This window comes from Rheinheimera mesophila, from assembly GCF_000986865.1.
Lineage (GTDB): Bacteria > Pseudomonadota > Gammaproteobacteria > Enterobacterales > Alteromonadaceae > Pararheinheimera > Pararheinheimera mesophila.
Genome location: NZ_LAVS01000041.1, coordinates 1 through 13143, shown reverse-complemented (window position 1 = coordinate 13143; position 13143 = coordinate 1). Strand labels below are relative to the sequence as shown.

The 13143-nt window shown below is 48.2% G+C and carries 9 protein-coding genes; 8 read left to right on the top strand and 1 reads right to left on the bottom strand.

Annotated elements, in window-relative coordinates; all coding sequences use genetic code 11:
* The first annotated feature begins 153 nt into the window (after positions 1 to 153).
* The 3 genes from SD53_RS12170 to SD53_RS12160 all read left to right on the top strand — a co-directional run bounded on the left by SD53_RS12170 (position 154) and on the right by SD53_RS12160 (position 5277).
* Positions 154 to 2865 (top strand): TonB-dependent receptor, encoded by a 2712-nt coding sequence (locus tag SD53_RS12170; RefSeq protein ID WP_046520511.1) that lies wholly within the window; start codon positions 154 to 156, stop codon positions 2863 to 2865.
* A 236-nt stretch (positions 2866 to 3101) separates the two neighbouring features.
* A complete protein-coding gene (locus SD53_RS12165; protein WP_046520509.1) occupies positions 3102 to 3821 on the top strand; it encodes a SapC family protein in 720 nt (239 codons plus the stop codon).
* A 481-nt stretch (positions 3822 to 4302) separates the two neighbouring features.
* The gene (locus SD53_RS12160; protein ID WP_046520508.1) at positions 4303 to 5277 is read left to right on the top strand and encodes a Gfo/Idh/MocA family protein; all 975 of its coding nucleotides are present in this window, start codon (positions 4303 to 4305) and stop codon (positions 5275 to 5277) included.
* A gap of 38 nt (positions 5278 to 5315) precedes the next feature.
* Here the strand turns inward: SD53_RS12160 and SD53_RS12155 are convergent, their stop codons facing one another.
* Complete coding sequence (locus SD53_RS12155; RefSeq protein ID WP_046520507.1) at positions 5316 to 7877, bottom strand: beta-N-acetylhexosaminidase; 2562 nt, start codon at positions 7875 to 7877, stop codon at positions 5316 to 5318.
* Positions 7878 to 8225: 348 nt separating this feature from the next.
* Here SD53_RS12155 and nagK point away from each other — a divergent pair, with 348 nt between their 5' ends.
* The 5 genes from nagK to SD53_RS12130 form a co-directional block, all read left to right on the top strand.
* Positions 8226 to 9134, top strand: a complete 909-nt coding sequence (gene nagK / locus SD53_RS12150) for an N-acetylglucosamine kinase (protein ID WP_046520506.1) — start codon at positions 8226 to 8228, stop codon at positions 9132 to 9134.
* A 36-nt stretch (positions 9135 to 9170) separates the two neighbouring features.
* Entirely contained in the window at positions 9171 to 10169 is a 999-nt protein-coding gene (nagB-II, locus tag SD53_RS12145) for a glucosamine-6-phosphate deaminase NagB-II (RefSeq protein WP_046520505.1), read from the top strand.
* A gap of 10 nt (positions 10170 to 10179) precedes the next feature.
* Positions 10180 to 11292, top strand: coding sequence for an N-acetylglucosamine-6-phosphate deacetylase (gene nagA / locus SD53_RS12140; RefSeq protein WP_046520504.1), 1113 nt, complete (start codon positions 10180 to 10182; stop codon positions 11290 to 11292).
* A gap of 62 nt (positions 11293 to 11354) precedes the next feature.
* Positions 11355 to 12653 carry an N-acetylglucosamine MFS transporter NagP gene (gene nagP / locus SD53_RS12135; RefSeq protein ID WP_046520510.1) on the top strand — a complete coding sequence of 433 codons (1299 nt, stop codon included), beginning with the start codon at positions 11355 to 11357 and terminating at the stop codon, positions 12651 to 12653.
* On the top strand, positions 12653 to 13143 hold a 491-nt coding region (locus tag SD53_RS12130), incomplete at its 3' end, for a heparan-alpha-glucosaminide N-acetyltransferase domain-containing protein (RefSeq protein WP_046520503.1). The genes nagP and SD53_RS12130, both read left to right, overlap by 1 nt.

Here is a 13143-nt window from a genome sequence, read left to right as displayed (position 1 = left end):
GTTTAAATTTTCAGCTAAAGGAGTTTGCAAAGCTGATTTTTTTTGTGTATGTTAAATTTCAATGACAGCGTTGTCATGGAGGATCATGCAAATCTGTTGTTTCAGGACATAAAAATCATCGCACAAAAAAGATCAGGAATGGGAGAGAAGCTAATGTTGCACAATAAAATGAATAAGTGTGCTCTTGCCGTCAAAATGAGTTTGTTAATTGGTGCCGCAAGCTGTGCATTACCAGCCCTTGCTCAGCAGCAAGAGCAGGCAGCGCAGGAAGAAAAAGTCGAAGTGATTGAAGTTCGTGGTATTCGTGCTTCACAGGAAGCCAATATCAATGCCAAGCGTTTTTCAGCCGCAGTAGTTGATGTCGTAACTGCTGAGGATATTGGCAAGTTCCCGGATAAAAACGTTGCCGAATCTTTATCCCGTATCACAGGCGTTTCTGTCACCCGTGGTTTTGGTGAAGGTGAAAAAATTGCAGTCCGCGGCACAGATCCGGCGCAAAACCGCACTTTATTAAACGGTGCTTCAGTAGCTTCCGCCGATTGGTTCGTGTTGGATAACCCATCACGTGCTTTTAACTTCACATTATTACCTTCGAACCTGGTTTCTGATTTAGAGGTATATAAATCACCACAAGCCGATATTCAGGAAGGCTCTCTAGGCGGCACTGTTTATCTGAAAACCCGTAAACCTCTGGATCTGGATGCGAATACAGTGTCATTACAGGTACAGAACCAATACAGCGATGTTTCCGAAGAATGGGATCCGCAGTTGTCCGGATTGTATTCATGGAAAAATGAAGACGAGAATTTCGGGGTTCTCGTGTCACTGACCAAACAGGACCGTACTTTAGCCCGTGAAGGTAAAGAGGTGCTGGGTTTTGGCCGTCAGGAAGTGGATGGCGAAGACTACTGGGCTCCACGTATTATCGGTGATGCTTTTTTCCAACAGGAACGTGAGCGTGAAACCGGTTTGGTTTCAGTGCAATGGCGTCCATCAGAGCAAACTGACATCGTATTAAACGTGTTAGATACCACGCTGGACGCGAACAACATTAACCACAATTTATACACCTTTTACAACTCAGGTTTTGTTGAAGACTCAGCCGTGATCAAAGGCAGTGGCATAGTGTCCGGCACGGCAAACAACGCCGGCTCGGAGTTTGCCATCATCGACCGTATTTCCTACAGTGATGCTCAGTCATATGATTTTGAAATCAACCACACGCTGGATAGCGGCAGTAAAATCACAGGTAAGCTGGGGACAACAGAAGCTGAAGGTGGCACATCACGTGACAGATATCATCAGTTCAACGGTACTTATACCTCCTCCAGTTACGATTCAGGTCTGAATTTGTCGAACTATGTCATGGCCGGTAATCTTGAAACTCAGGATGATATTCTCGGTCGCACGCTGGACTGGATGCAGGAAGGTTCGCGTGTTATGACGGATGAAGAAGACTATGCAGGTCTGGATTATTCCTTTGATGTGGACCATGGTTTGTTTAACAGTATCAAGACGGGTGTGTTTTATCAGGATCATACCAAAGGGCAGAAACAAGACGGTATCCGTTTCCACTGGAGTGCAGATTCTCAGCATGTTGACCCTGTCAATGGTCCTTATGGTGTGTTAAAACCGGGCGAGACAAATTGGGCCAATCAGGTGCTGGGTCAATATACCTTTGCTGATTTTGCTGGCGGCGACAGCTATGCCTATTATCCGCTGATGAGCAGAGCTAATTCTGCAAGTCTTGCTTTCCCGGCAGAAGCTTATGGTTCTCCGACCGCACGCTTCCTGTTTTTACCTAATACCTGGGAAGTGAACGAGAAGGTGTGGGCTGGTTATATCAAAGGGGACTTCTCCGGTGAAGGTGTACGCGGTGATATGGGCGTGCGTTTAGTGAAAACTCAGGTGGAGTCTTCTGGTTATAACTGGGATGGTGACTGGGTTGCAGCCTCTATTTCTATGCTTGATGGCTATAGTTTGTTAGCGGGTGCTGTTGACCCTGCTAATGAAGGCAATTGGAATGTGCGCTATGCCACAGTGGATCATGAATACACTGATGTATTACCCAACCTGAACCTAGTATTTGACGTTGCAGAAGATACTTTATTACGTTTCTCTGCAGCCCGTGTGATGTCGCGCCCTGACTATGTCAATATCGCTAACCAGCAATCAACCAACACTGTCACTCTGACAGGTAGCCGCGGCAATCCAATGTTGGATCCGGTGCGTGCTAACCAGTTTGATATTGCCTATGAGTGGTATTTCAACCCAAGTTCTTTATTGGCGGCGACCTTTTTCCACAAGGATATTAAAGGTTCTGTGCTCAATACTGTCACTCTGGAAACTGTCTACGACGAAATCAACGACGAAAACGTTGAGGTGGCGATCACTGAACCTGCCAATGGTTTAGGCGGCACAGCTCAGGGTGTGGAATTGTCCTATCAGCAGGCTATCGGTGATTTTGGTGTGATTACCAACTATACCTACACAGATTCTGACAGTGATCAGGCCCGTGATGCGGTGAATAATCCAGGTTCAGGCCTGATTATTGGCAGCTCAAAGCATATGGCTAACTTAACCGGTTATTACGAAAATGATCTGTTCAGTGCCCGCCTGAGCTACAACTATCGTACTGAGTTCTACAACGGCTTAAGCGAGTTTGGTTCTGAATCCTACACTGACAGTTTTGGTCAGGTCGACGCCAGCCTGACTTATGATATGAACGAGTATGTTCAGTTTGTATTTGAAGCAGTCAACCTGTTGGATGAAGAGATGTATCAATACCACATTGATAAAGAGCGTCCGACTTCTATCTATAAAAACGGCCGCAGATTCACACTGGGTGCGAATCTGAGATTCTAATCAAGCTCCAAAACATAAAAACGGCATACCAGAGTGTGCCGTTTTTTTTACCCTGGATAAAATGAATGCTGGATCAACCCGCTACAGCGTTGGCGGTAAAAATTCTGTGTTTGCTCTGGTTTCAAAGCAGAAACTGGGGTAAGTTGAGCTCTGAATTTGGCACACATCAGTCTGCTGTAAATTGCTCGTTAGCCCGAACAGGGTTGAATTCGTTAATGATGTAAAAGGTACTCTTCATGTCACTGCAAATTGCTCCATTACAAAAAGAAAAACATGCACAAACCAAAATTAATACCGCAAACGCGCTCGCTTTTGCGCACGAGCAACATATTCTGCCTGTTGTAGTTCAGGAGTTTGTGCGAGTTGGTGCTGAATTACCTATAGTTTTTATCAAAGATCCTGCATCAGAGCGTTTTGATGTGGTCGCCATGCTGGGGTTAAAAACAGGTGAAAACCTGATGATCAGCGAAGGGAAGTGGCAAGGTTTTTATGTCCCTAAGGTATTATGGAATCACCCGTTAATTCTGGCTGACGATCCTAGCAAAGAAGGGCAACTTCTTGTCGCTTTGGTTGAATCCAGCCCTATGGTCAATACAGAATCAGGCCATGCTCTGTTCAACGAAGATGGCTCAGAGTCGGACTTTTTAAAATCCCGTGTTGACTCCATGCGGGAGTTTTTCCTGCAGTCTCAAACGACCAGAGCCTTTAATAAAGCCTTAGCAGAAATGGAGCTGTTGGTTCCACAGACTTTAACTATCAAGCTTGAAGGCAAACCCCGCGAAATTACCGGAATTTATATTGTCGATGAGAAGAAACTGAACTCATTGTCTGATGAACAGCTCCTTGATTTAAATAAACGTGGCTTGATGCCAGCAATTTACGCTCATTTAATGTCATTACAGCAAGTGCAGCGTTTAGGCGAGCGAGCCAATAAAGCGGCGACCGCTGCAGCTTAATTGTGATCCATCATCAGTAAGCAGCAATGTGAGTGCTGCTTACTGCCTCCTCTTTTCATCTGTTTAGTCCTGTTGTCATTCAACTTGTTTCACTTGTTCTGCCGACTCGATTTAATCTGAAAAACTCCTTGATTTGCACAAAAAAAACACTATTATAGAAATGACAACGTTGTCATGTTTGGTGCCGTTTCGTAGTGTCCGAAGCCGTAGACTCAGATGACACAGTCATCGGGAGTAGGCGGGGCAGGTTGCTGTTCTGCTTAGGTGAATGCTGTTGATTGGTAGTTGGTCAACAGGGTTCAGTAACAAACATAGTTGTTGTTTTATTTGCCAATCCTTATCCAAGGGATCTTTAAGGATACTGCCTGCAGTATCCTTTTTTTTGGCCTTTTTCAGCAAACCAGTACTCGTCAGAGTCTGGCTATCTGTGCGGTAGCTCAGTAAAGTAATGGCTTATCAGAGTTTGGAACTGTGAGAACTTATGCAGCAGGTGCGGTGGGGAATTATAGGTTGTGGCAATGTCACCGAATTAAAAAGTGGTCCGGCTTTTAATAAAGTAGGGCAATCCAGTTTAGTGGCGGTGATGCGCCGTGATGCTGTAAAAGCACAAGATTATGCCAAACGCCATCAGGTCCCCCGTTGGTATGGTGATGCGCTGCACTTGATCCACGATCCCGATGTCGATGCGATCTACATTGCCACGCCGCCTGACAGCCACAAAGACTACGCTCTGCTGGTTGCTGCCGCGGGGAAAATTTGTTGTGTCGAAAAACCTATGGCGCTGAATACCGCCGAATGTATTGAAATGACGATGGCTTTTGAGCAGAAGCAGTTGCCTTTGTATGTGGCGTATTACCGGCGCTCTTTACCACGTTTTTTAAAAATCAAAGAGTGGCTGGACCAACAATTGATTGGTACGCCGCGGCAGGTGCAGTGGAGTTTCAGCCGCACTCCCACCACAGCCGATCGGGCCGGTCATTATCATTGGCGCACCGACCCGGCCAAAGCCGGTGGTGGTTACTTTGTTGATTTAGCCAGCCATGGCCTGGATTTACTCTGGTATCTGCTTGGGGATGTGGTGGATGTACGTGGTATTAGTCTGAACCAACAACAACTCTATGCGGCAGAAGATGCGGTCGCTGCGGTCTGGCAGTTTCAGTCAGGTTGTTTAGGTTCAGGGTTTTGGAACTTCGCTGCAGCACAGCGTACTGATAGAGTAGTGATTTATGGTAGTCAAGGCCGGATTGAGTTTTCTGTGTTTGAAAATGAGCCCGTGCAGTTGTTTAGTGCAGAACAGCAATTAAGCCTGGACATTGCACATCCGGAACATATTCAGTTTTACCATATACAGGCGATGGTGCAGGATCTGCTGCATGGCACTGGTCACCCGTCCACCGGCAAAACGGCATTAAAAACCAGTTGGATGATGGAGCAGATCCTGGGGCTAGCTTGTTAACTTAGCCCCAGGTCCAACCGCCAGTGTGGCAAGGGTTGCTAATCCAGCCGGGTGACTCTGCTGGTGGCACCGTTTTTGGCTTTAGTCCGCAGTAATAAATCACTGCCAACTTTTACCGCTTCTGAGTAAGGCAACCAGCTTTGGCCCTGATCTTCACTGTATTCGATGATTAATCCCGGCCAGGCGCTGTTTGCCAGCAATAATCCGTCCTGCAATACAGCGCCCGGTGGTGGCAGATACAACGCCACTCCGGCTTCGGCTAAACGTGGTAATTCCTTTTGCGTTAAGGTCCAGCCAAAACGTTGCCAGTCTTGCCGGCGTTGTTCTGTGTCTGGCTCTTCGCCTTCCCACTCTGCTTTGTGCCAGGCCCGCTCCGCGAGAGCCAACAAGCGTGGATACAGCATTTTCTCCAGTTGCTCTGGGGTACGAATAGTTTCGCTCCAGACCTGGCCCTGAATACCCAAAATGTTTTCTGGTTTTTCCAGAGCGGGTAACTCTTTACCTAATAGAGTTTCCAGATCGTCAATCACCTTACCCTCCCGGGTTTTATCGGCATTGGCGTATAGGTCATCCGGCATATAACCAAATACTTTGGCAACGTCGGTGAAGCGGGCGGCCCAGTAATAACCACGTTCCTCCGGATGGGCTTCGTAGGGGTGGTCAAAATACAAGTGAGTGCCGTGCGATAACACCACCTGATAACCCGCATTGGCTAAGCGATAAGCGCGGTCTGCTACCCCCCATTCCCAGATATTGTCCCAGACATTGGCATACACCCGTTCATTAGCGAACTGTTTGCGGTTAAAAGGGTTTTTGGCGTCGTACATCAAACCGTCTTCCCAGCCACCTAAAGCGAGTTGTCGGTTGGCTGCTAACTGTGCCACTTTGGCGACAAAATAAGGCTTTAAATCCGCCACACCTGCTACAGCATTGTCCGGTGTTGCTATCAACTGCTGGCAAGCAGGAGAGGCGGTCCAGGAACCCACGCCTGTTTCATCGCCGCCCATATGGAAAGTGCTGAGTTTTAATCCGGCCTGACGGTACATTTGCTGTAGTTCATACATCACTTTGTCGACAAAAGCATAGGTAGAAGGCAGGCAGACATTGATCGAATTGTCGGTATAGTTTTGCACTGTGATGTACTTGGATTGATCCAAAGGATCGGACAATAAATACTGCCTGGCTTCAGCCTCTTTGCCTTGCTCTTTGAGCGTCAGATAACGGGCTTGCATGGCTTTAACTGCCGCTCTGGCGTGACCTGGCATATCTATTTCCGGAATCACTTCGATATGGCGCTCTGCCGCATATTTTAGGATCTCAATAAAATCTGCAGTGCTGTAATAGCCATTGCCGTTGCCAGAGGCAAAGGGGCCAGTACCAAGCTGCGTCAGCAGACAGCTCCGTTCGGATAAATCGAAACAGCGTTTTGCACCAATTTGAGTCAATTCAGGCAAGCCCGGGATTTCAATACGCCAGCCTTCATCTTCGGTCAGATGCAGATGCAGTTTATTTAGCTTGTAGCGTGCTAACTGATCAATCATTCGTAAGGTGACATCTTTGCCGTGGAAATTACGCGCCATATCGTAATGCAAACCACGCCAGCCAAATCGCGGCCAGTCAAGGATAGTCAGATTGGGCAAAACAGTACGATCGCCTGTTACAGGCAGCAGGGCCAGTAAGCTTTGTACCGCGTAAAATGCGCCGGCATTATCCTGACCTGCCAGGCTGATCTGCTGATCCTGGATCACTAACTGGTAGCCTTCGGCTTTCCCTGTGTTGTTCGAAATCGTTAAAGCGAGATGAGGCTGGCCTCGAGCTGGCTTTTGGGTGGTCAAGGTCAGAGATAAGCCAGTGGCCTGTTGTAACTGTCGCTGTAAATAGCCTGCTTCAGAGGTTAAGCGGCCACTGTGATAGATTTGCCACTGTGCTGTCAGTTGAGTTTGTCCGCGCTGGTAACGGATCTGTTGCGGCTTTGGCACTATGGATAAGTGCTCAGGCTGGTCAAAGGCAGAGAGTTGCTGTTGATTCAGTACAAAACGGCTTTGGCTGGTGGCTATCGGATACAAATCCGGTCCAGGCTGATTAAAGCGTTGTAATTGCTCTGGTTGGGTATAAGGTTCGACAAAACGGCTGAAATCTTCCGTATCGGTATTGGCAAAGATTTCTGGCGTTAAACCTGTTGCCGTAATAAAAGCCCGCGGCATCCAGTCGCTGTAACTGACTAAAGAAGAAGAAGGGGCAAAGCTAAAGTTGAGCTGCTGGCCCGGTTCTAAACCTTTAAAATCCTTTGCTGGCGTCAGGCTGTGCAAATCTCCTTGCACATGTTGCAGCCTCAATCCCTGCTGCACCGCAGAGTCCAGTTTTCTGATGGAATGAAAATACAGTACCCAGTTACCGGTACGCAGAGGCACGGAAGAACTATTGCGCAGTATCAGTTCTGCCTGAGGTTTTGGTGTTGTGGCTGAAGTAAAATTAGTTTTTACTGCAAATTTGAGCTCAGTGTGTTTTGCAAACTCTGCCAGCTCCGTCTGAGTCAGGGCCTGAACTTGTCCGCTCAATACACAACTGATACCAAGCCATAGTGATAGAAAATACTTCATCGCACGCTCCCCTGAACAGCGGTACACTGTACTGCATGATGTTTCCTGATCAATTACTCTACTCACTCAGAGCCTGTCCAGGCGTAAGGTGACAGAACAATTACAAGGTGATTATTATTTAATTGTTTGATTTTAAATATAAATTTAAATCTATTTTTCTGTATTCTGAAAAATTAAGTTCGATTTTTAAACAAGGGTCTTGTTATTTGTCAAAATTATTATATGCTGAATTGAAAAAATGACAACGCTGTCAATTTGATTTTTGATGAAATAACGGACAAAAACAGGTGAAGGCTTAATCAGACTGGATTAACGTGAACCAGCGGACAATACAATGAGGTTGGTAGGATGACTACAGCAGTAGGCTATGATGGCCCATTTTATTTAGGTGTAGATGGTGGCGGCAGTAAGTGCCGGGTAATCATAGTTACAGAAGACAATCAGGTCATAGGTGAAGGCTTATCTGGTCCTGCGAATCCATTACGTGGCATGAAGGTCGCGACTGATTCTATTCTTGCAGCCACTCAGCAAGCTTTGACGTGCGCGGGTATGGCGTTTAAAGATATGTCCAAGCTGATTGTTGGTGCAGGCTTAGCTGGCGTCAACATGCCCGAATATTATCGTATTTTTTCCGAATGGCAGCATCCGTTTCAGGAATTACATTTAACCAGCGATTTGCACGTGGCCTGTATCGGTGCTCATCAGGGCGGCGATGGTGCTGTCATTATTGCCGGCACTGGCTCCTGTGGTCTGGCTGATGTCAAAGGTCAGTTGATTGAAGTAGGGGGCCATGGTTTCCCTTATGGTGATAACGGTAGCGGCGCCTGGATAGGTTTACAAATGGTACATCATGTACTGTTAGCGAAAGACTTATTGGGGCCACAAACCCTGCTGTCTGATTTGTTGTGCCACGAGTTAAAAATCAGTCAGACCTTAGCTTTGGTTGATTTTTTTATGCACGCCACCCCTACCACCTACGCTAAATATGCGCCTCTGGTCTTCACCGCCGCAGAACAGGGCGATCTGTTGGCGCAGCAGATAGTGCAGCAGGCAGCCGATCATATCAACGCTATCGCTCAGCGGTTACTCAGTATTGACCCGCCGCGTTTGTCTTTAATTGGCGGTCTGGCTCATAAGTTACAACCTTATTTAGCTCCAGAGGTACAGCAAAAAGTCACACCGGCTTTGGCTGCACCTGAATTTGGTTCCGTTTGGTTTGCCAGACATAACCAGCAAAAAGCCCAACGCATTTCTTAATCTGTTTGTTAACTACTAGCTGTGAGTACTATCAAGATGACCAGAACCATTATGGCGCAGGAAGCTGCTGAAGCTCCAACACGGATCCGCGAACAATTGGCTGCCAACGCCAGCCGTATTGCTGATATTGTCAGCCTGATCCAACAAAAGCAGCCCCGTTATGTCTATATGGTCGGTCGGGGGTCTTCTGATCATGCAGGCGTATTTGCCAAGTATCTGATTGAAATTGAGATAGGCTTACCTGTTGCTGCTGCCGCTCCGTCTATTGCCAGCGTCTACAACAAGCAACTGGATTTAACCGGAGCCCTGGTTTTGGTGATTTCACAATCAGGCCGCAGCCCGGATATTCTGGCGCAGGTGGCTATGGCCAAAGCGGCAGGTGCTTTAGTGGTTGCTTTGGTTAACGATGAGACTTCACCTTTAGCCGAACAGGCCGATCAGGTGATCCCACTGCATGTCGGTGCTGAAAAAGCGGTAGCGGCAACGAAAAGTTATCTCGCCACCTTAAGTGCTCTGTTGCAGTTAGTTGCGGCCTGGTCTGGTAACAGCCAGTTGCAGGATGCGGTGATTGCTCTGCCTGAGGTGTTACAGCGTGCCATTGAATTGCCGGCTCAGCTTACGGCACAGTCCTTACAAGGTGTTGAGCATTTAGTGGTATTGGGCCGTGGCCCGGGTTACGCCATCAGCCGCGAAATTGCGCTGAAACTCAAAGAAGTCTGCGGTATTCACGCCGAAGCCTTTTCCAGCGCTGAGTTCCTGCATGGCCCTGTCACTTTAGTCAAAGATCAGTTCGCCATTGTTGATGTCAGCATAGCGGACGAAGCCAATGCGGCGCATCAGGCACAAATTGCCGAAGTACGCAGTCGCGGCGCCCGTATTGTGCATTTGCATCACGCCGATTTGTTATCGAACCCACGGGTTTTGCCACTGGCGTTGTTGCAGCGTTTTTATCTGGATGTCGAAGCCGTGGCCCGCAGCCGCGGTGTCAATCCAGATGCGCCTCCTGGCCTGAATAAAGTTACTAAAACTGTCTGACGAGGTTCTGATGCAACAGATTTCAGTCGCCCGGCTGTTCGATGGTCAGAACTGGCAACAGAATGTGACTTTGACTCATGAAGCAGGGCGGGTTCATTCGATCCGGCCTGCTGCCGGCCCTGTACAAGCCGGAACTTTGCTGCCGGGTTTTATCGATGTGCAGGTGAATGGTGGCGGTGGTGCTTTATTTAATACCGACACCAGTATTGAAGCGCTACGCACTATGGTCAAAGCCCATGCTCAGTTTGGCAGTACCGCCTTATTACCCACAGTGATCACAGATTCAGTGGCTGTGATGCAGCAGGCCGCTGACGTGATAGCGCACGCTATAGCCTGCAAAGAGCCCGGTATCCTGGGTGTGCATTTCGAAGGTCCGCATTTATCTGTGCCGAAAAAGGGTGTGCATCCGCAGAATTTTATCCGGCCTCTATCCGAAGCTGAGCTGGCGATTTATCGCCGTACTGATCTTGGTGTCAAACTGGTGACAGTGGCGCCTGAAACCATCAGCCCAGAGCAAATCAGCGAATTAGTCAAAGCCAACGTCATCGTTTGTTTAGGTCACAGCAATGCAGATGCAGCTACAGTACAGGCTGCTTTAGCCGCAGGTGCTACAGGTTTTACTCATTTATACAATGCAATGTCACCTTTAACTTCACGCGAGCCCGGTGTCGTAGGGGCGGCACTTGCTGATCCGCAGAGCTGGTGTGGTCTGATTTTAGACGGTTTGCATGTGCATCCGCTGGCGGTCAAAGTAGCTCTGGCCGCAAAGCCAAAAGGTAAGCTTTTAATAGTCACTGACGCTATGTCGCCGGTAGGCACCTCTCAAACCGAGTTTGATTTTTTTGATGGCAAAGTGATTCGGGACGGTAACAAGTTAACCAACCTTGATGGCAATCTGGCCGGTTCTGTGCTGGATATGGCCAGTGCCGTTCATTATGCAGTGAAAGAACTGGGGCTGGAACTGTCCGAAGCAGTGCGAATGGCGTCTTTGTACCCGGCCGAGTTTTTAGGCATCAGCGCTGAGCGTGGACAAATCCAGGCAGGAGCCAAAGCTGATCTGGTGCTACTGAATGACGAGGGGCGGGTGCAACAGTGCTGGCTGGAAGGTCGTCCATTTATCTGAACGTAAAATATCCAATAAATTCAAAATAATAATTATTAAAGCAACAGGAAGGAATGATGGAAATGACAGTCGAGACTCCTAAGGTGCGCAGCAGTGTGGTGCCTATGGCGATAGTAGCCATACTGTTTTTTGTGTTAGGTTTTGCCACCTGGCTCAATGGCTCCTTGATGCCGTACTTAAAACAGATGCTACAACTGACGCCTTTGCAGGCATCACTGGTTCTGTTTTCATTTTATATCGCCGTGACTTTTACTGCGCTACCTTCGGCCTGGCTGATACGCCGCGTCGGTTATAAAAATGGTATGGCGTTGGGCATGGCGGTGATGATGTTGGCGGGCCTGCTGTATATTCCGGCCGCCCAGACTCAAACCTTTGCGTTATTCCTGTTGGCTCAACTGGTGATTGGGGCGGGGCAAACTTTATTACAAACCGCGGTAAATCCTTATGTAGTGAAAATAGGCCCGGAAGAAACAGCCGCAGTGCGTATCAGTATTATGGGTATTTTGAATAAAACCGCTGGTGTGGTTGCGCCACTAGTCTTTACTGCTCTGATTGTTAGTGGTTTTACTGCCCCAGCCGGTAGTCAACTGACTGCGGAGCAAATGGATAGCATGGCAGCCAGTCTGATCCTGCCTTATCTGGGACTTGCTGTATTTTTGGGGCTGTTAGCGCTGGCGGTGAAGTACTCGCCCTTGCCTGAACTGGAAAAAGAGTCAGACACAGGCACGGGGATAGACCAGCTCAAGGCTGTGCTGGCTAAACCTGCCCTGGTTCTGGGGGTTTTATCTTTGTTTGTTTATGTCGCTGTGGAAGTGATAGCGGGTGACACCATAGGCTTGTTTGCGTTATCCCTTGGTGTTGAACGCTACACCGTGATGACCTCGTACACTATGACCTGTATGGTGCTGGGTTATGTGCTGGGCATAGTGCTGATCCCCCGGGTGTTATCACAGCAAAAAGCTCTGGCTTTATCTGCTGTGCTGGGTCTGGTACTGACATTGGCGATAGTGTTAGGTGACAGCAGTTCTTATCTGATTGCCAATACCCTGTTGGTGCCTTTTGGTGGTACAGCTTTGCCTGATACCTTGTTATTTATTGCTGTACTGGGGTTAGCTAATGCCATTGTCTGGCCTGCGGTTTGGCCTTTGGCTTTGTCTGGTCTGGGTGCTTTAACCAGCATAGGTTCAGCCTTATTAATTATGGGCATCGCCGGTGGCGCTTTTGGTCCGTTGTTCTGGGGACTGGCCAGCAGTTCCGGGCTTGGACAGCAAGGGGCTTATCTGGTGATGTTGCCTTGTTATGCCTTTATCCTGTTTTATGCCATCAAAGGCCATAAGTTAACGGCCTGGACAAACTCCTGATGTCAGCTCCACGTTTTTATGCGCTGGATGCTCTACGGGGTTTAGCCATAGCTTTAATGATCCTGGTGAACACACCAGGATCCTGGCAGCATGTCTACAGTCCGCTGCTGCATGCGTCCTGGGACGGTTTTACCTTCGCTGACATTGTGTTCCCTACCTTTTTATTTGTGGTGGGGGCCGCGATGTTTTACTCGCTGAAAACCACAGAACTCTGCGGGAAAAGTGTGTGGCGGATCAGTAGCAGGGCATTAAAGCTGATAGGTATGGGTGTACTGCTGAACTATGTGCCTTTTACTGTTGAGCTGTCTGAACTGCGCCTACCCGGTGTATTACAGCGTATAGGTTTGGCCTATTGGCTTGCGGCTTTGCTGGTGTTAAGTGTTAAACGCCGTTACCTGCCTGTAATTTCAGTGGCTTTGGTGTTGTTGTACTGGCTGGCGTTGCTGCTGGGTGGAGGTGAGCAGCCTTACAGCCTGGAGCAGAATCTGGT